Raw genomic sequence first — 23,465 nt, forward strand, 5'->3', positions numbered from 1 at the left:
TAGAATCTAATGTATAACATTGATATCGACAAAATGATAAATTTATATAAATATACAGATATATACAACGAAGAGGTGTAAGTTGAAATAATGAAAAAAGGGAGGTGCCTGGGCATGAGCAAATCGTTATGCGCGGTAGATTCTGTAATCGAATTGCAGCAATCTGAGCGAGAGCGGTTAGAGCAGTATTTTCGAGTAGAGACAGTGGATTTCAAGCAGCTAGAAGGCGATGTACTGGCGAAATATGAGCTGGCGCTGGTTCATTCCAAGCTGACAGCTGCTGCTATATCCACTATGGACGCCTGTCGTTATATCGGCGTGCGCGCACACAATACGGATTATGTTGACCAAGCTGCAGCTCAGCAGCAAGGCATCCTTGTTCAAGGCATTGAGCAAATGGGCGTGCAAGCGGTCGCGGAGCATACGATTTCTTTGCTGTTGGCTATTGCCAAGCAACTGCTTCCTTATCATACGAATGTCGCCTCAGGGAGATGGAGAGAGGGGCTGCGGCCCAGCTATGAGTTGAAGGGTAAAACGCTTGGCATCATCGGCTACGGCAAAATCGGAGAACGAGTCGCAACGCTAGGTCATGCATTAGGCATGAATATTGTAATTGCCTCCGGAAACAAGGATCATGCAGAGCAAACAGGCAGACTCCCCCTGGAAGATGTGCTAGCCAAAGCAGATATTGTGACCTTGCATGCTTCTACTCGAACGCTAACAGGTCCGCTGCTGACGAAAACCATGATTAATCTGCTGAAACCGCAAGCGATCGTCATCAATACGGCTCGGGGAGGATTAATGGATTACGCTGCATTGGAAGATGCGCTCCGGCAGGGCAAGCTGTATGGGGCGGGATTAGATGTATTTCCAGAAGAGCCGGTAACCGAGTCGAGGCTTTCCCAGTTGCCCAATGTGATCTGTACGCCTCATTTGGCGTATTATACGGATGAGACAATCAGATTAATGAATCAACAATTGATTCAGCGAGCTATTTCTTACTTGACACCCAAAAGCCCCGCCTTGACTCCTAACTAGAGGTAGTTTATAGTTGTTTCATACCCTTAGGGGTATATGTCGAGCGTATTGCAGCAAGGTGATAAAACGAACAACAACATCAAGACGGAGGATAACGCATGGATAGCGCAACAATCATTAATCTTCTGATCGCAGCGGTGATAGGCTTCTTTTTATGGAACCGATTCGGAACGGCAAGGGGACTGAAAAATATGAGTCCGATCCGGTTCGAGCAAGAGCTGGTCGATCATACAGATGCACTGCTCATTGATGTCCGAGAGCCTCATGAATATCAAGCTAGCCATATTCCGAATGCAGTCAACATTCCGGTGTCCCAGTTGCAGGACAAGCTGACGGAAGTCCCGAAGGACCACAAAGTGCTCCTTTATTGTCAAAGCGGTCTCAGGAGCAGGAAAGCAGCGAGAATTCTGAGCAAGCTGGGCTATCGCAATATGGGGCATCTATCGAGCGGCATTATGGCATGGGGCGGACCTTTGAATACTAAGAAGTAAGGCCTATCTATCATGAGCTGCCAATCATACACATGTTTAAGCCTTCCACTTAGGAAGGCTTTTTTAACGGATCGGTAACATCCCAGATTGAGGCTGTTTCTGATGATGAGCTCTCCATACAGGAATTGGAACTGAAGAGATGCCCTCAATTTGTCGATCTTCTCCGAAGGGTATAAGAGAGGTGAACAGGAATGAAGAAACATTGTTTGTTTTGCAACGAACTGATTGATATGAAACAGGATGAAGAATTCGATCGTTATTCGGGGTGCATGTGCGCGCCCACTACGTATTATCATTTGAGCAAAGATGCTTATTCGCATATCCAGGCGTTCTCCTACGCCAAGAAACGGCAGGTGCTGCCTATCGTATCGGCCTATATTCGCGAGCGGGCCGAGAATGGGGAGCGACTATTGCTTACACCGGGCAAGATAGAAGAGATGATGGTCGATCCCGATATCCCGATGACGACGGAGGAGAAGGAGAAGAGACTTCTCCAATATTTGTACCGCCGGACGGAAGCGGCAATGGAGCCTGTTAATTTGCATCCGTTATCCAAAAGTTACAATTTGACGTATTCCACGAACTTGCAGGAGTTTGTCTATATTATGGAGAAGCTGCGGGAGACGGAACTGCTTGTCAGAGAAGGCTCCATCTTGAAGCTGACGGATCAGGGCTGGAGCGAGGCGGCGGCTTTCTCGGGAGGCGGCAAGCGCAAGCTGTTCAGCGTCATGGTCGGAGACGAGCAGATTGGCTTGGAATGGTCAGCTCAATTGCTGCCGGGCCTTGAGCAGTGCGGCTACGATACCCGCCTGCTATTGCCGTCGAGCTTGCGCAAGCAAGATTCCGAGCTGCTTGAAGCACTCGCTGAAAGCCATTATATTTTGGCCGACTTGACGGGAGCCGGTCCTGAAGTGTATTTCGCTGCGGGGTATGCGGCAAAGGCGGATATCCCGTTAACATGGACCGTCAGAGCAGACCAGATCGACAGCCTACTTACGCAAAGCGAATGGATACGGCCGATTCCGTGGGAGGATACGGAAGAGCTGGTTCAGCGGTTTCAATTAAGAAGATAGCAGGGCAGAATATGACTTAGGAATGGAATGGAAAACAGCTTCAGGCTCGCCGACGTGCGTGTCTGAAGTTTTTCATGTCTAGGGGAAAAAGTCCATTCGCTGGAATGAAGATGTAAAGCGAAGGGGTGTTGACGCATGCTTATCCTTGCTACAATAAATAGATCAGGCAGACAACGAGAAGGGGAATTACGGATGAGGGGTTTCGCCATTTTTATTGCATTTCATTTGATGGGTTTGGCATTGGAGAAGGGATTGTCCATTCCACTGCCTGCGAATGTAATCGGGCTGGGGCTGCTTGCAGCCGCTTTGTTTCTAGGATGGATCAAGCTGGAGTGGGTCGAGGCAAGCTCTAAGATCGCAATACGGCATATGGGCTTGCTGTTTGCCCCCGCGATTGTAGGTACGATGGTCATCACCAAGCAGATCCAGTCGGAGTGGCTGGCGATCGGCTCCAGCATTGTGTTCGGCACGCTGGTGACGATGCTGGCAGCAGGACTTGCGATTAAGCTTTGGCCTGTCAGGAGGGAACAGCATGACGCTACTGAGTCCCATTCTGCATAGTCCGGTTTTGGGTATCGCGCTGACCATCAGTTTATATTGGGGTGCAGTCAAACTGAAGGCAAGACACCGCTGGGTACACCCGCTAATGTTCACGGCTGCCGCTATTATTGCGATTCTGCTCATAAGCGACATTCCATATGAGGACTACCGCATCGGCGGCGAGTGGCTCAGTTGGGCGCTCGGTCCTGCGACAGTTGCGCTAGCCGTGCCGTTATACAAGCATGCATCGCTTATCCGAAGCAAGCTTGCTCCGGTCATGACAGGCATTACGCTAGGCGCAATCGTATCAGCTGGCATGACGGCTGGCCTCTTTTATTTGACGGGCGCCTCCATGGAGCTGATGTTCTCCGCTATTGCCAAGTCATCGTCCGCACCATTCTCGATGGAAATTGCGAGACGGCTTGGCGGCATTCCGGAGCTGGCAGCGTCCATATCAGTTATTACCGGGCTATTCGGGAGCTTGGCGGGACCGACATTTCTTCGGCTATGCGGCGTGAAGTCGGATATCGGCATAGGAGCTGCCATCGGCACATCCTCCCACGGGATCGGGACTGCGCGCCTGATGGAAACTTCCGAGCTGCAGGGCAGCGTAAGCGGCTTCGCAATGGCAGCCGCAGGCATCATCTCCACGTTGTTGATGCTGCCTGTCTACTGGTGGATGCTGTCGACGTAGCAAGCCTAATCGAAAGGGCCGCTTAACGGTAAGCCATTACGGCTTGCCCTTAAGCGTCCCTTGTTCGTTCAGCCATTGCTTCTCGTTATAAAATTCGCCGGATCGGCGTTCAGCTCGCGGACGATGTTTTCGACTTCGGTCCATGCCTGGTCGAAGGTGATTGAACCGGAAGCCGCAGCGCCTAATTGCTTTTGCAAAATGCTATCAAATTGCAGGTAAGCGGCTTGCTTCAGCGTTTCGACCGATTTAGGGGCGGCCCTGCCTTCCGACTGGTAGATCACATCGGTGGGGAAGTCGCCGATATTGACGAATTGCGGGTAGGTGACGAAGCCGCTCGACAGGGAATGGGAGCTGATCAACGATGCGCCTTCTTCGCTCATCAGATAGACGATTATTTCCCATGCCTCATCGATATGCTTGCTCGATTTGTCCAGCGACAACGCAGCAGTCAGTAAGTAAGGGGCAGGTCCTGTATATCCTAGTCCTTTCGGCAATTCAATCATAGACCAGCCTTCAGCCGTGGCGTTGTTGGAGAGCAGATTGTGGACGTAGCTCGCTCTCTCTACGAACATGCCTGTACGCGAGCGCTCTTTAAAGTCAGGGTTATAGCCGTCATTTTTGCTGACTTGGTTGCTGTAATCCTCGATAAGCTGCTCGGTTATAGCCCGCCATTCCGGCCGATCCAGCGTTAATTGGCTATTCTCAATCCAGCGGAGTCCCATCATCGTTTCGCCTACGAGGATAGGATAGTAGGACCACCAGGAAGCGCTCATTTCGTAACCGGATAAGCTCTGATTTTTTTCTTTCAAGGCTAGAGCTGTCTCGCGGAAGAGCTCCCAGCTCACAGGAGCGGTTGGTTCTGCAATATGGTGTTGCTGGAACAGCTTGCGGTTGATATAGAGCACGTAACGGTCAATAGATGGGGATAAGCGGGTCAGCACACCCTCCGAATCAATCGTAGAGGCGACAACTTGCTGCTGAATCTCATTTAATTGAACGTGATCCCGCTCCAGCAGGGGGGACAGATCGACAAGTCTGGATTCCTCCGTATAGTATTCGGGCGAAAAGCTATAGTAGAGATCGGGCTGTTCCTCTTCGATGATTTGGACCGCACGACTTTCCCGCTCAGTCGCTGGTGTATTCTCTTCCCGCAGCTTGCCGTTCACATCCACTACCTCAAAGGACAAATGAGGGAACTTTTCCTTTAATAATGGCACGTACGCGTTGAATTGACTGGATGATGCCAGTACTTTTAACGTAACCTTGGATTTATCCTTTGATCCAATACCTATGCTGGAGCAGCCTTGCATAAGAAGTGCAGCGAGCAGCAGAAGCGGCACGCATTTCCAAACCTTCTTCATGAAATGATTCCTCCCGTCAAATGGGGTCTCCACCTATAGAACACAGCATCAAATGGAATAGTTGCAAAATTATTGTTCAAATGAGTTCGGATCGGCATTCAGCTCTTGCACTTTTTTCTCGACGCTCGCCCATGCGGTATCGAAGGTAAGCATGCCCTTGGCCGCCGCTTCAAAATTTCCGTTAAAGCTATCGGTCAAGATGCGATGGGCGTCCTCGGTTAATGACTCAGCAGCAGGGGACCAAGGCTCTCCGTTGATGGCAGTGATGGGTTCTATAGGGTAATCCCCGATCGACATCAGATTCGGATAAGTAACAAAGCCGTAGACAAGACGCTCTTCTACGAGGCGGGCCGCTGCTTCCTCACTCATTAAATAAGAGATGACTGCCCAAGCATCTTCGGTATAGTTGCTTTCGCCATGGATGGAATACCTGCTGGTCGCTGCGAAAGGCGTCATTTGAGTATGTGACGGATCTCTTGGCAGCTCTACAATTGTCCAGTCTTCGGTCGTTTTTTGTTCAACCAACAATTGGTGGACGAAGGAGGCAGACGTAAGATACATGCCAGAGAGCTGCGGGTCACGTTTTGGACTGGCTCCAAGGCTTTTGAACGATTCTTTCATCATGTCCTCGTATAACTGCTCGAATAACTCACGCCACTCGGGACCTGTAATGAGCAGCTGTCCGTTGTCGATTTGTTTCCAGCCCATGATATGATCCGCGACCCAATAGAAAGGCTGCATCCATGTCTCGTTCAAGACATAGCCGTGTACAGTTGCATCTTTCTCTTGCAGCGCCAAGGCTGACTCACGGAATTGCTCCCAGGTCATGGGACTTTGCGGTTCAGGGACGCCAAGCTCGCGGAAAACGTTCCGATTAATGAATAGTACATTCCGGTTGAAGGCATTGGAGAGCTCAATGATTCTGCCGTCCTTGCCTCCTGCTGTGTCAGCGAGCAATTGCTGGATGTCATTCAGCTGGATACGGTCTCTTGTCAGCAGCGGAGCCATATCTACGAGCGGGAAATCTGCGAGATAATTTGCGGGCGGATAATTCACGTACAGATCGACATCTTCTTCTTCTATCATCTTGGCAATACGATTGTTCCATCCATCCACAGGTATCTTCTCTACCTTTAACGTAATCATTGGATCGATAATCTCATAGCTGATATGCGGAAACTTCTCTTCCAATAGGGGCATCATTCTTGTAAATAGATCGGTTTGCCCCATCACTTTGAGCGTGATGTTCTGCTTCTCTTTCTTTCCAATCCCAATAGCTGAGCAGCCTTGCAGCAGAAGCGCGGCAATCAATACAGCAGAAATCCAATATGCGGTTCTTTTACTCATCTCTATCCCCCTATCTATCAATGATAAAAATCTGTGTCGCCGGAGCGGGTATTGAACAATTGTTTATTCCGAATTATTCTCGAAATTAGCCGGATTCGCGTTCATTTCATTGACGATCACTTCAAGCTGGTCCCAAGCCTCGTCCAGGCCAATGTCTTCGTTCACGACAAGGTTTAACTGCCGGTTCAACGCTTGAAATAACGCCGTATTGCCAGAACGGGATAATCGGCTGGGGGACGAAGGCTTCGCGTTGGTGGGCCGGTCTCCTATTTGATTCAACACATCAAGCTGGAGTCCGCTGGATAAGATATGTTCGGTATATGTTACTGCGTAAGTAGATAGATTTCTGCTTGTAATGTCCATTGCAGCTTCTTCACCAAGCAGATATTCGAGTATTTCCCAAACCTCATTAATATAGCGGCTGGAACTGTCGATCGAGAAGATCTCGCTCATATGGAATCCGCTGTCGTATGCTTCAGGAGAATAAGGAAACGCCATGACGGTCCAGTCTTCCGGATTTTCATTCCCTAATGCAAATTTGTGAAGATCTGCAGTCGATCCCATGTACATCGCGGTTCGGGACCATGGCCTTTCGGAAGTTGGTGCACTGGCCAGCTTGGCGGTTCCGTTCTTCAGATCGCCGACGAGTTGTCTTGCAAGCTCTCTCCACGGCTCTTGGTGGATCACCACTTGTCCGTTCTCATCCACGGCAGAAAGTCCTATTACATTAGAAATTCTGTACAGATTGGAGATAAGGTCAACGGAAGGCAGCATATACCCCGACTGTACAGGGGGGCTCGCGAACGGTTCCGCCAGCTGCCGGAATTGATCCCAGGACAGATGCGACGAGGGCTCTGTTATATGATGGCTTTGGAACATCTTTCGATTTATAAAGAGCAAATCCCTGATGTAGGTGGGTGATATGACTTCCAGTTTTTTGTCGAACGACTGGTCCAATCCGAAGAGGCTGCGCTGAACAGGATTCAGCGTGACCTGGTTGAATTGAAGCAGCGGATTAAGGTCGACCAGCTCTACCTGATCAGAATATGGGGCAGGGATGTATCCGAAATAAAAGTCCGGTTGATCGTCTTCGATAATGGAACGATTCAGCTCCTGGAATTTGGTCCAATCCTCCGGCTGCCTGAGCGTCAGATCGATCATCTCTCCTTGAGCTCTATCCAATACACCGATGACGTCAAATGTCACATGCGGAAATTTCTCCTCCAAATAACCTTTGAATTTGGCGAATTGGCTTTCGGATGCCACTGCCGCTTTAAGGGTAACGGGTTCGGTTTTTTTGCCTTTTGGTTCATTCGAGCAAGCCGACGCCACAGCGGTAAGCAGAATACCGAGCAACAGCAGTGAAATATATCTCCTCATGACAAGACGGTCACGCTTATAGCTCCGCATTGATTTGTTCGGCAGCTCTAACAATGTTAGCCCAGAAATTATCGATGCTGACGTTACCGGAGGTTAAGCTTTTAAATTCATCATCGATCAATCTGCTGATTTGTCCTACTGATTCCCAATATCTACTGTAGTCGTCCCTAACCCATGTGCCTTGACTGGTCAGCAAATGATCAATTGAGATTTCGCCGGTATTGTTGTATTCGGGGAACATAAGGAAGCTTTGCGGAAGCTTGGCTGCCAGATCAGGCGCCGCATCCTTGCTCATTAAATATTCGATCACTTGGGACGCTTCGTTCACATGTTCGCTTCGGCTGTCGATGGCGAATGGATCAAGCAAGAAATAAGGGGTGGTCATGCCATTGCTTGGCAAATATGGCATAGGCGCGATCAGCCATTTATCCGCGTATTGCGCATCGCCGATTTCTTGGAAGATGTCGTTCAACATGGAAACTTTGAGCGCAACGGTTTCTCCGTTATCCTCGCTCATATGCGTTTGGCGGATGACGCTGTTTACGTTATCCTCTGCAATTTGCATCGCCACAGCTTCCCATTCCGGCTGATCCAGAATAAGCCGGCCATTGTTATCTGTCATGGATAGACCGTTCACTTTTCCCGCCCATTCCAGAATGGTAAACCAGTTGAAATATTTCAACTCGTAGCCATATCGACGAAGCGAAGCGTCAGTCGCTTGCACGGCTATTTCTCTGAATTCATCCCATGTCCAGGTCGGACCGGGCTCGGCTACATTTTTGTCTTGGAGCATACTGCGGTTAATATAGACGACGGGCATGCTAAAGGTAGGCGACAGCTGCGTGATCTTGCCGTTATCGACGAGTGCTTGGTTGTACAGCGTCTGTTGAATATCGCTTAGCTGGTTTTGGTCTTTGATCATAATGGGCGAGAGGTCGATTAAATCAATCTCATCCGTATAATTAGCAGGATCATAGCTGTAATAGAGATCTGGCTTCTCCGCGAGAATCAAGTCCACGATATCTTCATCGCTGGCGTTAGGCTCTTTGGGAACAAGGGTGTTCAGCTTGATGTTTGGAAAACGGGCTTCAACCAATTGTATCAGCTCATTGTAGCCGTAGCCGCTGGCATACCTCGTGAAAATCTTCAATTCTACTTCTTTCTCTTTCTTGAATGAGATTTGCGAGCATCCTGAGGCCATGATGGAGACAATGAGCATAAGTGCGATAAAACGTAATGATTGCAAGATGTAAATCCCCCTTAACTACATTGATTTTCTTCCTGATGTAGCAATTTATGTATAACTATATACTAAAGTTGGTTTTTGATGCAGTCAACTTCCAGTTGCATCATGCTAGATGGTGTATAGCGTCTGCCATTAGAGGAAAGCTAAGGAGCATATCCATATGAAGGTGGAGGTTGCCAATGAAAAGGCTAAAGCTGTATATGATCGGCTTATCACTTATGCTTGCAGTCGCAGCGCCTGTCTATGCGGCAAGTTCAGAGGGGGACACGGGCGCTACAACCAGGGAAGTGAGGCAGATGCAGCTGCAAGCGGAGCGGGCAAAGGCACTGCGGAGTCCCGGTTACCAGCAACGCTCAGACTTGAATTCGTACCATATGACATCCGTACCGGCGGCAGATAAGGGACCCAATTGGAACTGGCTAGGCTTGCTGGGTTTGCTCGGGTTGACCGGGCTCAGACGAAGGAACCGTGAAGAGTCATAACTCCACGACTGAACAAAAGGAACCATCTGGCCGCTTATCGGCAACAGATGGTTCCTTTTGTTAATAGGTTGTAGGGCTTGCTCGCAATTTGCCTAGTCTATGATTAAGTTGCGAGGCGAGGTAGAAGCGATTTGCGATGATGACAGCCATGAGCCTAGTGCTGCGGGTATGAGGCTTAAGCATGCGGCAATGGCGATACCGGTCCAATCCAGCACGATGGGCAAATATAGGATGCCATAACCGTGCAACAGCGACTCAATGGAGCTGGGCAGTACGAAAATTCCGGTAAGAACACCGACGATAGCGCCCGCAAAGGCTAAGCCAGCAATTCCGCTCAGGATGGATAATCGTATACGGGACGAGGTCCAGCCAATCGTTTTGTAGATGCCGTACGTCTTGCTTTCTTTGCGTATTTGAATTTTGCATGTGCTGTAGATGATAATGGCCGATACCGCGATGAACAGCAGCGCGATAAAGCCCAACGGCAGAAGCAGCAAACCTGTCGCTTCCTTGAAGACAGAATCCAGCAGCTGCTTCTGCGTGACAATCGTCATCGAGGATTGGAATCGCTCATTGTACTCAGAGGCAACGCTGTCCGCCTGCTCCAAATCGAATACGTTAATAAATGCCGTGTCCGGCTTAAAGCTGGAGACGCCTTTGCCATCAAGAATGGCTTCTGACGAGATGCGCGCCGAATAGGACTTATTGGCGATCGCTTGATAGATGCCGGATACGACAAAGGTTCGCTTCACGCCCTGGATGTAGACCTCTGCGTGTTGACCGATACCCACATTCAGCTGCCGGGCTACATTAACGCCAAGCGCGATTTCATTGCGCAGCTGAGGATTAGTGCCTTGGATAGTAGTCAGTCCTGTCTCCTCAAAGCTTCCATCCAGCACACTGATATTCATATTGATCGGACTGTCTGTTACGACTACACCGTTCACCGTCGAAAGCCAGGCGAATGACCGGATTCGATTATCCTGTGCCAGAGCTTCGTTAAGCGTCTCCCTGGAGAAGGAGGCAGGATTGATGGCGATGGCGGCTATATGCGAGGAATCATATCCCCATTCGCCTGCGCGCTGATCAATCGAAGCGACACTATTGACTAGCGTATAGCCGAAGGATAGCGCAGCGGCCGTTACGCATGTGATGATGAAGATGAGCCAGGAGCCCTTTTGATGACTCCGTATATTTTTCCACGCCAGCACAGTAGAAGGTGAGAAGCGGTCGAGCCGGAACCATCCGGCCTGTCTTTTGCTGAAGCGGGCGTTGTCTTCCTCTGACATGCCGTAACGAATCGCCTGTGCAGGCATGATGCGGCGGGATTTGTTGACGATGGCAAAGGTACAAGCGCTGACGAGAAGCAGCACAAGCAGTCCGATGGACAGCATGGCGCCTCCTTGGAAGACAGGGCCTTCTTGATCCAGTCTCAGATTGGACAAGGTCCCGTCCATAATAAAACCTGATATGAGGCCGCTTAGAGCAAGTCCAGGGATGACAGCAGCTACCGTAAGAAGGATATATTGCATCATGAATACGGCTAGCGTCCGGTTCGACGTCATGCCTAACGATTTGATAATGCCGATTGAGCGGTATTGGGTAAGGATGGCGTCGGATACCGTAAAGCCGATTGTAAGAAGAGCGATAACCAGCATCGTCGCACCAAGCGCAATCATCAGGTAGCCGATAAGCCTGTTCAAGATGAAATAGAAGGAAGACATCTCTTCATAAGTCAGCTTGGTTTCGATATACGGGCTGTTCAGCGATGTTTCGAATTGCTCCCATAACGCGGATCGGTCTGCCGCAGCATCATATCGCAATCCCAGCATATAGCTGTCGCCTGCAACGCTTGTGAGCTGGCTCTTGAAATCGGCCGGATTCATCCAGACTCGGGATGAAGTGGAGAAGGGCGCTCCGTACGGCAGATCAATGACAATCGCACTGACGGAAAGCTCGAACGTGCGGCCGCCGCTTTCGAACGCCAGCCGGTCGCCTACTTCAATGCCTTGTTTGTTTGCCAGCGAGGACGGCAGCCAGATGGTGCCTGGCGCTGGCTGGGTGCTCTCTTCGCCGTGTGCAACCAATAAACGGTCAACCGTTATAGGCACGTTAGGCGTATCCATTAAATAGATGAACACGTTAGAGATGACGTTGCCGTTCATAGACACCTTGCTTATGGTTTGATAGGGCAGCAGAGGCGTAGTGGAGACGCCCGCTTGCTCCGACCACCACTGCTGGACGTCTGCTGGAGGATGGATGCCTTGGTCGAGCAGGAGCAGCTCATGCGAGCCATTGGTTCTGTCGTGCATATCCAGGAAGACATTATCCGTATTCGCCAGCAGGATCATCGAGGTTGACATTAGCAGGGTAGAGAGCATAATAAGCAAGACTGTCAGGATGTTTTGCAGTTTTTTTCGTTTCAGCTGGGCTAGGCAAAGCGTATAAATGGCCATCATCGCGTTAATCCCCCGATACATACGAAAAAATAAGATGTTCGCGGTGGGCTGTATCTGCAGGCTCATATTTGCCGAACTCCAGCATGCCGCCTACTTTGCCGTCCCGGATATAGATGAAGCGATCGGCACGGCATGCCGCCTTGATGTCGTGGGTGACCATCACGATGGACTGGCCTTGGCGGTTAAGCTCCGTTAGCATATCGAGCACCGCGACACCTTGCGCATAATTGAGGCTGCCTGTCGGCTCATCGGCGAATAGAAGATCCGGTTCATTAATGAGCGCGCGAGCGATAGCCGCCCGCTGCTGCTGGCCGCCGGATGTATGGGATGGAAGCCGGTGCTGCTGCTCTTCGATGCCCATGGCTTTCAATAAAGACAGCGCCCGGCTTTTGACGGCGGATTTCGATTTCCCTGCCACATAACCGGGCAGCGCCACATTATCGATGAACGATAGATCCGGCACCAGATTGATGCTCTGATAGATATAGCCGATATGCTCCGCTCTGAATTTGGCAAGCTCCTTTTCGTTATATTGGTCAATGCGCTTTCCCTTGAACGTGACTTCTCCCGCCGTTAGCCGGTCGAGGCCGCTGAGCAGATAAAGAAGAGTAGACTTACCTGATCCGGAGTTGCCCATAATGACGGTGAAGTCTCCCTCGTAGATGTCGATATCCAAATTACGGATGGCATGATAATTTTCTTTGCCGGTCGTATACGTCTTGCACAGATGGGAAGCTTGTATGATGGCTTGCTTGGTCAACGGTTAACCCTCCTAGTTGGTGATAAAGTCAGTATAGAGAGCAAACGTGAATATCCCCTTATCAAATTATGAATAAATCCTTACAGAACCGGTATGGTGAAGGTGAATCGGGTGCCTTCTCCCCGAACGCTGCGGAAGGAAATCATGCCGTGATGAGCTTCCACAATGTGCTTGCAGATGGATAGCCCCAGTCCCGAACCATCGGTTGGAAGAGCGGATTCCGCTCCGTTCGAGCGGCCTTGATAGTAACGTTCAAAGACGAATGGCATATCCTCCGGTGAGATGCCCGCGCCTGTATCCGCGATTGTAACGGCGAGGTCATCCGCAGTTCGCTCAATTTCGATTCGAATGGTATCTTCGGGCTTCGTATGCTTCAGAGCATTCATGACCAGATTGCCGATGACCTGCTCCAGCCGCTGCGCGTCCGCGGAGATCAGCACATCCGGGATCGATCGGGGTTCATGGATGATTACGCCGGTTGACCGGGCGAAATGCGCAATCGGTTTTATCATATCTTCGAATAATGCCAGGCTGTATTGCTCCCGCAGGTGGACGGAGATCTGACCCAGATCCTGGAGCGCATGCAGGAGCAGATCTTCCGTTAGCCGAGACATCTTGTCCGTGTTCGTCTTCATCACGTTGACATAGGCCATGACTGATTCCATGTCGGGGCATACGCCTTCGCGAATGGCTTCGATATAAGCTTTGACGGTGGTCAGGGGCGTTTTCAGGTCATGCGAAATATTCGTAATCAGCTCTTTGCGCGCCTGATCCTGCTCCATTCTTTTAGTGTCCAAATGTTTGATTTCCGCTCTCATTTGGTCAAACACAGCGTAAAGCTCTCCGATCTCGTCCTGTTTATCATGCTTCGCTATCTCACCGTAATCGCCTTTAAGAATTTGCTCCGAATGATCTTTAAGCTTCAGAAGCGGCTTCATCATGCGATTGCGCATTTTCCAGGCCATAAGAAGGAGCAGCCCTGCCAATAAGATAGCCAGGACAGCAGGCAGGAGATAGGGGGTGCTGGCGAACCAGACTGGAGATGGAAGGCTGGAGGATAAGGAGAGCCGGGACATGGAGAAGATCGCGTTCCCGATTTGGGTATCCTCCCGTTCATCTATAATGGGGTACGCGATGTTGTAGCGCCCGGAATCTTCATCGTTTGCGAGTCGATCGTACGTTAGCAGCAGTCGCGGGTTGTAAGCCATATTTGCCTCGCCTGTGGAGTCGAATAAGACGCTTCCGTCCAATGCGAGCACAAGTACGTCGATTTCACCGTTCCGGCTAAGCATCGCAAGCTCTTCGTCATAGATTCCTGTCCGGATTTCATGCATATTCCGCTCCAGATATAGCAGCAATTCATTAACTTTCACTCTGGCGGTTTGAGCAAGCGCATCCTGTTCTCTTTGGGAGGCTGGCTGCCCGGTCTGAAGCAAATAAATAGCGCTGCCTGCCAGGGCTGCTAAGCACAAGAGCGTAGCGGCCAGCCATCTTGTAATCCACGGATTCATTCTCAAGCAGCTCCTCTATTCCGAATCGAAAGCCTCGCTGAATTTATACCCTACTCCCCATACGGTCTTCAGCATTTTAGGTGAAGACGGGTCCTGTTCGAGCTTTTCTCTTAATCTGCGTATGTACACCGTAACCGTGTTTTCGTCACCGTAGACACCGTACCCCCACACGGCATCCAGCAGCTGGTTTTTGGAAAAAACCTGATTGCGATGTTTGATGAGGTGGTAGAGCAGCTCAAATTCCTTGGCAGAAAGGGACACCTCTTGCTCATGCAGCGTCACACGGTAAGACTTGCGGTCAATCGTAATCGGACCTGCTTGAAGGGCGCTTCCGGCTGGCTGTTTTGGCATTACTACGCTGTCGTATCTCCGGAAGTGCGCCTGAATCCGTGCAACCAGCTCGCTTAGCGAGAAGGGCTTCGTCATATAGTCATCCGCGCCGAAGCCGAGTCCAAGCACCTTGTCCGTGTTGCTGTCGCGCGCGCTTAAGATCAGGATGGGCACCTGGCTGCTCTCGCGAATGCGGCGGCACAGCTCAATGCCGTCGATATCAGGCAGCATGATGTCGAGAATGACGTAATCGTAAGCGGAGGCGGCCAGCATGCGCATGCCTTCTACGCCGTTGTCTGCGGTATCGGCGGCAAAGCCTTGTTTTACCAGATAGTCTCTCAGCACACGTGAGATATCTTGTTCATCTTCGATAATAAGAATGGATCGGTTCGTATTCATGGGCAATAACCCCCATATTCTTCATGTAATTTCTAATCGAGTATATATCGATCCCTACAGATCGACAAGCAAAAGGGAACCTTTATCGAGTGAGGAGAGCATAAACGATGGAATAGTGTTGCGAGGAAACGTTAATCGCAAATGTGCTATCGATGAGCTGGCGAAAAAAATCCTCTTTACAATACTAATGTCTTAGTGTACTATTCAGATATAACACTAATACGCTAATACAAAGAGAACAATAATAGGAGTGGAGAAAACACATGAACACGGGGAAAAACGGGCAAGGACAGCAAACTTCCGTTCTTCAGTTAAACGGTGTGACGAAGCGGATCGGCAGCAAAACATTGGTTAGCGGCTTGTCGTTCCAGATTGCCAAGGGCGAGATTGTCGGGCTGCTTGGGCCTAACGGAGCAGGCAAGACAACCACGATCCGCATGATTGTAGGATTGATCGGCATGACGGAAGGCGATGTGCATATCGGAGGACATAGCGTCCGCACCGACTTTGAACGGGCCATCCGGCATGTTGGCGGCATTATTGAAAATCCGGAGTTTTATCCGTACATGACCGGCATGGATAACTTGAAGCAGTACGCCAGAATGTCGGAAGGCGTGACGGAAGCCCGCATTCAGGAGGTTACGAAGCTGGTCGGCTTGCAAAATGCTTTGGACAAAAAGGTTAAAGCCTATTCGTTAGGCATGAGACAGCGGCTCGGCATCGCGCAGGCGCTTCTGCATCGTCCGTCCGTGCTTATCCTCGATGAGCCGACAAACGGACTTGATCCGGCGGGTATTCGCGAGATGCGCGAATATATGAAGAGCATTGCGGAGAAGGAAGGCATTGCGATACTGGTATCCAGCCATTTGCTCTCCGAGATGGAGCTGATGTGCAGCAGGGTCGTTGTCATCCAAGAGGGCAAGCTCATCACAGTCAGATCGATTGGAGGAGAGCAGGAACAAGACAGCAATTCCGTCAGACTTGCGCTGCAGGTGTCCAATACGGAGCAGGCGAGAGGTATCCTGAACGGACTTAAGATCGATAGTCTGCAAGCGATTGAAGAGGCGGGAGTGGACCGCATCACACTTTCGATTCGTCATGAGGATATTCCTGAGATTGTTGCCTCGCTGGCTGGCGGCGGCGTCGGGCTATACCGGATTGAAGAGATGAAATCAACGCTTGAAGATGAATTTATGAAATGGACGGAGGGGAACCGCATTGCGTAACTTTGGAGCTTTGCTTACGAACGAATGGATCAAATTATATAAGAAGAAATCGTTTTATGTGTACTTTGGCATTATGGCGCTCTTTTTGGGGATAAGCGGGTATTTCATTCACCGCTACCCGATGGGCGGAATCGATAGTGCGTTTGACTTTGCAGCCTTGTTCGGATCGATGATGGGCGCTGGACAAATCTTGCCGCTGATTGCTATCATTGCAATTGCCAACGTTGTACCTTCGGAGTTCCGGATGGGTACGATCAAGCTGCTGCTCATCCGTGCGCAGAGCCGTTCGAAGATATTGGCATCCAAGTATGCCGTCACGCTGTTGTTCTCCATCGTGCTAATCGCCGCTACGCTGGCGATGGCGTTTATTACGGGCTTTATTGTGTTTGGCTTTGGCGGAGGGGATGCCAAGACCTGGTCCCTTATTGGAGAAAATACGCTATACTTGGCGGTATATACCATTGCCTTTGTTACACTGACCTTTATGGTGGGCGTCTTGACCAAATCGAGCGGCGCTACAGTTGGTATCTCCATGTTCTGCGTTATGGCGGGCGGAATATTGTCGATGCTGCTTAACCGCTACGCCTTTATCAAGTATACGCTGTTCCCGAACGTGGATCTGTCCGTTTATCAGAATGGCGGGACTATGCCTCAAGGCATGACGCTTACGTTCTCGGCGTCGGTTATCGCCGTCTATCTCATTGTATTCTTGATTGCAAGTTTCTTCATCTTCAGAAAACGCGATGTGTCCTAGTACCATGAGTCAGGGCATCGTAAAAGGAGCATGGCCCATTGTGACTATCGAGTTCGATAATAATGCCCCCATCTACATTCAGATCATGAATTATATCAAGAAGCAGATCGTCATCGGCAAGATGGGTCCCGGCGACAAGATTGAATCTGTGCGGGACTTGGCCGCCGAATTGCAGATCAACCCTAATACGATCCAGCGCACCTTTCAGGAGCTTGAGCGGGAAGGTATCGTAGAAACGAAGCGCGGCCTGGGCCGCTACGTAACGGATGAGGAGTCGACAATCATGCAAATGAAAAAAGAGATGGCATCAGAGCTGCTGGGCCGTTTCGTCAGCGGAATGAAAGAACTGGGCTTCGCGGAGAACGATATCGTAGCACTCGTCGAGGGCGCCGTACAGCCGGATAAAGACAAGGAGGAAGCGTAGAATGGAGCCCATATTGGAGATGAAATCCATTGGCAAACGATTCGGCTCCAAGTCGGCGCTTGAAGGGATCTCGTTCAAAGCCGAAGCCGGCCGCATTATTGGCCTGCTCGGCAGCAACGGCAGCGGCAAAACAACGATTATGAAAATCGCTTCCGGTATCATTCATCCCACTTCCGGCGAGGCGCGGATATGCGGGGAACCCATTGGGCTGCAGTCCAAAGCGATGACGTCGTTCATGCCGGATAAGCCGCTGACTGAGCCGTGGATGCGCGTTCGCGACGCCATCTCTTTCTATCGGGATTTTTACGCCGACTTTGATATGGCCAAGGCGAAGGAAATGATCTCGTTCATGGGACTTGCGGATCGCGAGAAGATCACGTCGCTGTCGAAAGGGATGAACGAGCGCCTTCAGCTTACGCTGGCGCTCTCCCGCAACGCCAAGCTGTATCTGCTAGACGAGCCGATCGGAGGCGTAGATCCCGTCGCCCGGGAGAAGATATTGGACGCGATAGTCCAATACTATAGCGAGAACAGCTGCCTGATTATCTCGACTCATCTAGTAACGGATATAGAGAGAATTTTTGATGAGGTGATATTCATTAAGAACGGACAGCTTGCCTTGCATGAAGAAGTGGATCAAATACGGATGACGCACGGCAAGAGCGTCGTTGACTTATTCAAAGAGGTGTATGCTTAATGCTTAAGCTGCTGAAATACGATTGGAAGCGGAATGCGACGATGACGCTGGCGGGACTTGTTATTCTTCTCGTCGCGCAAATCGTCAATATAGTTGTAGGCTGGAGGAACGGATGGAATGAGCAATTCGTTATTGTCATCGCGTGCATGCTCTTTTTCTTTAGCGCCTTACTCGTTTTTTTGATGGCTTGCCAGACGTTCATGGCCAATATCAAAGCTTACAGCAGACGGTTGCTGCCGCTTCCGACGATTTATACGATCGCATCGCCTCTTGTGTTGATGTTTGGATTAACCATTGTATTGTTCTTGCTGTTTGCAGCATTTGATGCCGTTTTTTCCTCGCTGTACGACAAGACATCGTTTTTGCGGCTGCTCATTGAACAACTGACAGCCGGTGAAATCGCAATCTCCATCGTATTAGCTATATGGGGTTCTGTTTTTACGACGATGGTCATCTTCTTCTGCATGGCCTTCTCGCGAATTGTGGAGGGCAAGGGCGGGACATTCCTCGGGATCATCGTATGTATTCTTATCTTTACGATCATCCCATGGCTGGAGGATATTCTATTCTCGACGAGCGAAGTATACGGCTTTATCCGTCTCAGTCCAATTGAGTCCGGCAACGGGAGCATGACGTTGACCTTCGGTTCCTTTAACTCCATTGAGTGGTTGACGCTTGCATTTGAGGCTGGCGTATTGTTTTGCCTGGTTTATGGTACTATCTACCTGATTGAGCGTAGGATCAAACTATAGTCTTGCAACAGGATAGCATTGTCCACTCCCTTGGGCTATAATCAAGCTGAAAATATTGATTTCATCTCAAGGGAGAGGGACAGCTTGAACGAAACAATCATAATGAGCGGAACGGAACATGACCGTTATTACGCGTTTACCTTTGATGACGGACCTGGCCGTCTTCCGATCAGCATATGGCTGGATGCCCTAGAGGCAGAGGGAGCAGTCGGGACGTTTTTCTTTACAGGCGAGTGGATGGATCGTTACCCCGAGAGGGCAAAAGAAATCATCCGGCGCGGGCATGCGCTGGCACCGCACTCCTATCATCATCGCCGTATGGCGCAAATCCCTAAGCATGTTTTCATGGAGGAATTGAAAGCGGTTGAACTGGCTTATCAGGAAGCGACAGGCTTGCCTTGTCCCGCTTACATGCGGTTCCCTTATGCAAGTTATGACGATGAACGTCTGCAATGGCTTGACGAAGCGGGATATGTCGATATCGAAGGCGTAGAATCGTTTGACTGGTCGGGGATTTCTGCCGAAGCGATCGCGAAGGTGATCATTCCCGAATTGAAGAACGGCACGATTGTTGTTATGCACAGCAACGATATCGCGATTGGATCGCCGGGTTCACTTAAGCTGATCAGCGATGTCGCGAAGCAGCAAGAGCTGAGGGCTGTTAGCATGCCGACCATGATGGAATCGCTGGGCGTCAAGCCTTCTTATAGAAGCTGGAAGATCATGGTGGACGTGCCTGAGACGCTCGAATATCCGCCGCAAGACTGGTATTCGGTTGACGTTGTGCTGCCAGAGCTGACCGCGCAGGTGGCATCATGGGGCGTGGAGCGCCATGTGAACAGCGCATCTACGATCGAAGAGTGGCAAGAGCAGCTGGAGCAGCCGCTTCCGTCACGCGGAGCGCGGGAATGGTTTGGCGCTCGTGAATTTGAAGGGTCTTACTGGGGTTATGCCCGTGCGTATGAAAGCGGAGATACGCTCATTATTCACGAGCATGGCGCCAAGGAAGCGCAAGCGGATACGCTTGTCTATATGATGAGATGGGCCATAGAACAAGCCCAGGCAGCGGGGCTGAAGCGAATCGAGGTTCGCCATGATATCCGCAGATTGCTCCAAATGTGCACGCAGTTGGATTGGAAGGCCGAGCTGGTCTCCGAGAGATTGGGCGATTTGTAAAAAACAAGCTCCGCAACTGTCATGGCCCGCATAGGATAAAGATAAGGACCGATGCGAACCTGGGAGGAGCGGGGGTATGAACAGACGGACGATCCGGATTATTTCACTCGTCTTGTATGTGATATTCGTCTTGGTAATGACAGTAAGCATCATTGTGAATTGGGAAAGTTGATCGTTAGCGCTAATAAGCCGCATTTCATTCGACCGTGAGGCCGGATGGATGCGGCTTATTTTAATGCGGCTGTGGCAGTTGAGTGCCCTTCAGCTTGCGATAATCCTTGGGCGCGAGGCCGCGGCTCTCGCGGAATACACGCGAGAACGTTTTGTAAGACCCGTAGCCGACTTCCATCGCAATCTCGGTTACGCTCATGTCCGTCGATGCGAGCAAGCCGCACGCATGCCGGATGCGAAGATCGCGCAGAAAATGGACGAACGTTTGCCCCGTTGTCTCCTTGATCAGCTCGCTGATGCGGGACATGCTCATGGAGAATTGCTTTGCCAGGTCGGACAAGGCAAGGTCGTCTTGGTAATGTTTGTGAATATAATGGATGATCGGCCATAGGGAGGCTCCCTTTCTGGAAGAGGAGGTCTCTGTTATGTCAGGCTGGGAACGGGTGCGCGCCCGGTCGAACAGCACGAGTATTTCCTTCAGACGCAACTGAATCATGGTTTGCCTCCAGGGCTGATGGCCTTGATATTCGCGGTACATATCTTCAATAAGGCCCTTCATGCGCTCGTTCTCCGCGCCGTTAAGCTGAACGTAGGGAATATCGCCTCCCAGATCGATCAGCGTGTGCAGGCCCTCGCCTGTTCCAGGTTCCATCAGAAGCTCCATGCTGAAGTTGCAATTGTACAGCTGCAGCTGGCTGCCCTCCGTCGTAAAGATTTCATGGACCTGATAAGGAAGCACAAAGGTGAAGGTGCCGGGAGACATCGGATGCTTCTTCTCGTTAATCGCTTCGGAGCCCGTGCCGTCCATGACATAAGAGAATTCCAGAAAGTCGTGACGATGAGGCCGGAAGCCTCTGGGCAGCGTGTTCAAGCTAATATGGAGGGGGCTTGACGTATTCATGTTGGGATAAGTTTTGAAATAATCGGGAAAGTACGTCATAGAATCGTCGAGCCTCCGAAAAAATGAGATATATTTCGAAAAAACAAGCACGCTTTTATGCTCTATTTATTTTAACATAAAGATCGTAAGCGATTATAAAAATAGTTCATACACCACATTCATTCGGGAGGCTACTTAGAATGGGAATCCATACAATCAGAATCGGCATTATCGGAGCAGGCAATATCGGCGGCGTTCACGCCCAGGAGTTCTCCAAGCTGGCGGATCAATGCGAAATTACGGCTATTACGGATGCGTACTTGCCGCTTGCGGAAGCGAAAGCAGCCCAGTACGGTATTGGCGCAGTGGTTGCCACGCCTGAGGAATTGATTGCTCGTGACGATGTAGATGCCGTTATTATCGGAGTGCCGAACCAGCATCATGCTCCACTGGCTATTGCCGCGCTGAAAGCGGGCAAGCATGTGCTGCTGGAGAAGCCGATGGGTATAAATAGCGAAGCGGCTCGTCAAATTCTGAAAGCGAGCAGAGAGTCGGATCGGATCGTGATGGTCGGCCATCAGATGAGATGGGAAGCAGTACCCATGGCGATCAAGGAGCAGGTCGATCGCGGCGAGCTTGGCAAAATTTATACGGCCAAAACAGGCTGGTTCCGCCGGAAGGGCATTCCGGGCTGGGGCACATGGTTTACACGCATGGATCAATCCGGCGGCGGCCCGCTGATCGATATCGGCGTTCATATGCTCGACCTGGCCCTGTATTTGATGGGCAATCCGAAGCCGGTATCGGTATACGGCGCAACCTATGCGGAATTCGGTCCGAGCCGCAAAGGCATCGGCAACTGGGGAACACCGGACTGGAATGGCGTCTATGACGTAGAGGATCTGGCGACTGCCCTGATCAAGATGGAAGACGGCAGCACGCTGTCCCTGGAAGTGAGCTGGGCGGTCCATATGGATACGGACAACACGCCGTTCATCCACCTGATGGGCTCCGAAGGCGGCGCTAGCTACAAAGGCGGAACAGGCAAGCTGCTGACGGAGAAATTCGACCGTCCGCTGGAGACGCTTCTGTCCAAGCCGGAAAATGATGAAGGCGAGAGAGCGCGCCTGAGCAAGCACTTCCTGGCATGCATTCGCGAGGGCAAGCAGCCGATTACATCGGCGCTGACCGGATTTACGAACAATCTGATTCTGGATGCCATCTACGAATCGTCCCGTACGGGTCATGAGGTTATTCTGAACTGGGATCTAGACAAATAGAGAGCAGGACACAAGGGAGGACAGCATCATGCTTAGAGGACTGTCGAAAGCAGGATTAGGGACACTTGGGAGCCAGCGCGAGCTGATTGAGCTCGCAGGGAGTCATGGATTCCATTCAGTGGAACTTGACCCGCTTGCGCTGGTGGAGGAATGCGGAGAGGAAGCGGCGCAGCAGCTTTTGCGCGACAATGGCGTCGTGGTGGCTTCCTTCGGGTTGCCGGTGGAATGGCGTGCCGCGGAAGAGAAGTTTCTGGAGGATCTGGAGAAGCTGGCCGCGTATGCCGCAGCGGCTAAGAAGCTTGGCTGCGCAAGCTGCTGTACCTATATTCTTCCATCGACTGATGAGAAGGCCGCTCACTTCATGGCGGTCGCGACTCGCCGCTTGCGCGAATGCGCCGTGCTGCTGGCTGATTACGGCATCTCGCTCGGCTTGGAATTCGTAGGGCCGCATCATCTTCGCACGAGATGGGCCAATCCGTTCATCTGGACGATGGATGAGACGCTGGACTGGATTGACGCGATCGGAGAGCCGAATGTCGGACTGCTGCTTGATTCCTATCATTGGTATACTACCGGGCTTGGCGCAGCGGATATTGAGGCGCTGCTCCGTACTCAGATCGTTCATGTTCATTTGAATGATGCGCCAGACGTGCCGGTCGAGGAAGCGCTGGACAACGGCCGCCTCTATCCGGGCGAAGGCGTGATCGATCTGCCATCCTTCCTGAGAGCGCTGGAGCATATCGGCTACGACGGGCATGTTGCGCAGGAGATTCTTTCCTCGGTACCGCCAGCTGGCACGCCAAAGGAACTGGCGAAGCGGTCGAGGGAAGGCTTTGATAAAGTGTTCGCGGCTGCCGGTCTTCATGCCTGATTTGAAATGATAAGCAATGGATTCGCATTTATAAACAAATAATGAACATGAAATGCCCCAAGATGGCCCACATCTTGGGGCATTTGCATTTCGAGCATAACAGTTGGCATAACAGACCCGCAA

General features: G+C 50.8%; 23 protein-coding genes. 14 read left to right on the forward strand and 9 right to left on the reverse strand.

From position 1 onward, the window contains the following. Positions 1 to 114: 114 nt before the first annotated feature. The 5 genes from AC0YNW_RS01800 (at position 115) to AC0YNW_RS01820 (ending at position 3,836) form a co-directional block, all read left to right on the forward strand. Complete coding sequence (locus AC0YNW_RS01800) at positions 115 to 1,038, forward strand: NAD(P)-dependent oxidoreductase (RefSeq protein WP_475830534.1); 924 nt, start codon at positions 115 to 117, stop codon at positions 1,036 to 1,038. A gap of 98 nt (positions 1,039 to 1,136) precedes the next feature. Further along, the gene (locus AC0YNW_RS01805; RefSeq protein WP_387472239.1) at positions 1,137 to 1,529 is read left to right on the forward strand and encodes a rhodanese-like domain-containing protein; all 393 of its coding nucleotides are present in this window, start codon (positions 1,137 to 1,139) and stop codon (positions 1,527 to 1,529) included. A 191-nt stretch (positions 1,530 to 1,720) separates the two neighbouring features. Continuing rightward, positions 1,721 to 2,602 carry a hypothetical protein gene (locus tag AC0YNW_RS01810; protein WP_475830535.1) on the forward strand — a complete coding sequence of 294 codons (882 nt, stop codon included), beginning with the start codon at positions 1,721 to 1,723 and terminating at the stop codon, positions 2,600 to 2,602. Positions 2,603 to 2,794: 192 nt separating this feature from the next. After that, positions 2,795 to 3,163, forward strand: coding sequence for a CidA/LrgA family protein (locus tag AC0YNW_RS01815; RefSeq protein WP_475830536.1), 369 nt, complete (start codon positions 2,795 to 2,797; stop codon positions 3,161 to 3,163). Then, positions 3,135 to 3,836: an LrgB family protein gene (locus AC0YNW_RS01820; protein ID WP_475830537.1), complete on the forward strand. Its 702-nt coding sequence runs from the start codon at positions 3,135 to 3,137 to the stop codon at positions 3,834 to 3,836. Before AC0YNW_RS01815 ends, AC0YNW_RS01820 begins: the two co-directional genes overlap by 29 nt. Positions 3,837 to 3,904: 68 nt before the next feature. Here the strand turns inward: AC0YNW_RS01820 and AC0YNW_RS01825 are convergent, their stop codons facing one another. From AC0YNW_RS01825 to AC0YNW_RS01840, 4 genes are all read right to left on the reverse strand, one after another. After that, on the reverse strand, positions 3,905 to 5,197 hold the full coding sequence (locus AC0YNW_RS01825; RefSeq protein WP_475830538.1) for an ABC transporter substrate-binding protein: 1,293 nt from the start codon (positions 5,195 to 5,197) through the stop codon (positions 3,905 to 3,907). A gap of 69 nt (positions 5,198 to 5,266) precedes the next feature. Next, a complete protein-coding gene (locus AC0YNW_RS01830) occupies positions 5,267 to 6,544 on the reverse strand; it encodes an ABC transporter substrate-binding protein (RefSeq protein ID WP_475830539.1) in 1,278 nt (425 codons plus the stop codon). 63 nt (positions 6,545 to 6,607) lie between these two features. Beyond that, positions 6,608 to 7,924 carry an extracellular solute-binding protein gene (locus AC0YNW_RS01835; RefSeq protein WP_475830540.1) on the reverse strand — a complete coding sequence of 439 codons (1,317 nt, stop codon included), beginning with the start codon at positions 7,922 to 7,924 and terminating at the stop codon, positions 6,608 to 6,610. A gap of 16 nt (positions 7,925 to 7,940) precedes the next feature. After that, complete coding sequence (locus AC0YNW_RS01840; protein ID WP_475830541.1) at positions 7,941 to 9,170, reverse strand: ABC transporter substrate-binding protein; 1,230 nt, start codon at positions 9,168 to 9,170, stop codon at positions 7,941 to 7,943. A 179-nt stretch (positions 9,171 to 9,349) separates the two neighbouring features. Between AC0YNW_RS01840 and AC0YNW_RS01845 the strand changes: the two genes are divergently transcribed. Further along, a complete protein-coding gene (locus AC0YNW_RS01845) occupies positions 9,350 to 9,652 on the forward strand; it encodes a WGxxGxxG family protein (RefSeq protein ID WP_475830542.1) in 303 nt (100 codons plus the stop codon). Positions 9,653 to 9,744: 92 nt separating this feature from the next. On the opposite strand, the gene AC0YNW_RS01850 is transcribed toward AC0YNW_RS01845, so the two are convergent. The 4 genes from AC0YNW_RS01850 to AC0YNW_RS01865 form a co-directional block, all read right to left on the reverse strand. After that, the gene (locus AC0YNW_RS01850; protein WP_475830543.1) at positions 9,745 to 12,111 is read right to left on the reverse strand and encodes an ABC transporter permease; all 2,367 of its coding nucleotides are present in this window, start codon (positions 12,109 to 12,111) and stop codon (positions 9,745 to 9,747) included. A 4-nt stretch (positions 12,112 to 12,115) separates the two neighbouring features. After that, positions 12,116 to 12,871 carry an ABC transporter ATP-binding protein gene (locus AC0YNW_RS01855; RefSeq protein ID WP_475830544.1) on the reverse strand — a complete coding sequence of 252 codons (756 nt, stop codon included), beginning with the start codon at positions 12,869 to 12,871 and terminating at the stop codon, positions 12,116 to 12,118. 80 nt (positions 12,872 to 12,951) lie between these two features. Then, the gene (locus AC0YNW_RS01860) at positions 12,952 to 14,382 is read right to left on the reverse strand and encodes a sensor histidine kinase (protein WP_475830545.1); all 1,431 of its coding nucleotides are present in this window, start codon (positions 14,380 to 14,382) and stop codon (positions 12,952 to 12,954) included. Positions 14,383 to 14,397: 15 nt separating this feature from the next. After that, positions 14,398 to 15,111, reverse strand: a complete 714-nt coding sequence (locus AC0YNW_RS01865) for a response regulator transcription factor (RefSeq protein WP_475830546.1) — start codon at positions 15,109 to 15,111, stop codon at positions 14,398 to 14,400. Positions 15,112 to 15,374: 263 nt separating this feature from the next. Here AC0YNW_RS01865 and AC0YNW_RS01870 point away from each other — a divergent pair, with 263 nt between their 5' ends. From AC0YNW_RS01870 to AC0YNW_RS01895, 6 genes are all read left to right on the forward strand, one after another. Beyond that, on the forward strand, positions 15,375 to 16,337 hold the full coding sequence (locus tag AC0YNW_RS01870; protein ID WP_475830547.1) for an ABC transporter ATP-binding protein: 963 nt from the start codon (positions 15,375 to 15,377) through the stop codon (positions 16,335 to 16,337). After that, entirely contained in the window at positions 16,330 to 17,091 is a 762-nt protein-coding gene (locus AC0YNW_RS01875) for an ABC transporter permease (RefSeq protein WP_475830548.1), read from the forward strand. Before AC0YNW_RS01870 ends, AC0YNW_RS01875 begins: the two co-directional genes overlap by 8 nt. A 40-nt stretch (positions 17,092 to 17,131) precedes the next feature. After that, complete coding sequence (locus AC0YNW_RS01880; RefSeq protein WP_387472207.1) at positions 17,132 to 17,515, forward strand: GntR family transcriptional regulator; 384 nt, start codon at positions 17,132 to 17,134, stop codon at positions 17,513 to 17,515. A gap of 1 nt (position 17,516) precedes the next feature. Beyond that, complete coding sequence (locus AC0YNW_RS01885; protein WP_387472205.1) at positions 17,517 to 18,212, forward strand: ABC transporter ATP-binding protein; 696 nt, start codon at positions 17,517 to 17,519, stop codon at positions 18,210 to 18,212. Next, positions 18,212 to 18,964 carry a hypothetical protein gene (locus AC0YNW_RS01890; protein ID WP_475830549.1) on the forward strand — a complete coding sequence of 251 codons (753 nt, stop codon included), beginning with the start codon at positions 18,212 to 18,214 and terminating at the stop codon, positions 18,962 to 18,964. Before AC0YNW_RS01885 ends, AC0YNW_RS01890 begins: the two co-directional genes overlap by 1 nt. 84 nt (positions 18,965 to 19,048) lie before the next feature. Beyond that, complete coding sequence (locus tag AC0YNW_RS01895) at positions 19,049 to 20,140, forward strand: polysaccharide deacetylase family protein (RefSeq protein WP_387472200.1); 1,092 nt, start codon at positions 19,049 to 19,051, stop codon at positions 20,138 to 20,140. Between the two features lie 232 nt (positions 20,141 to 20,372). Here AC0YNW_RS01895 and AC0YNW_RS01900 read toward each other — a convergent pair whose 3' ends face one another. After that, complete coding sequence (locus tag AC0YNW_RS01900) at positions 20,373 to 21,251, reverse strand: helix-turn-helix domain-containing protein (RefSeq protein WP_475830550.1); 879 nt, start codon at positions 21,249 to 21,251, stop codon at positions 20,373 to 20,375. A gap of 140 nt (positions 21,252 to 21,391) precedes the next feature. On the opposite strand from AC0YNW_RS01900, the gene AC0YNW_RS01905 reads away from it, so the two are divergent. Next, a complete protein-coding gene (locus AC0YNW_RS01905) occupies positions 21,392 to 22,471 on the forward strand; it encodes a Gfo/Idh/MocA family protein (protein ID WP_387472195.1) in 1,080 nt (359 codons plus the stop codon). Between the two features lie 28 nt (positions 22,472 to 22,499). Then, a complete protein-coding gene (locus AC0YNW_RS01910; protein ID WP_475830551.1) occupies positions 22,500 to 23,342 on the forward strand; it encodes a sugar phosphate isomerase/epimerase family protein in 843 nt (280 codons plus the stop codon). The last annotated feature ends 123 nt before the right edge of the window (positions 23,343 to 23,465 follow it).

The sequence above is a fragment of the Paenibacillus sp. J31R120 genome (genome assembly GCF_056269225.1).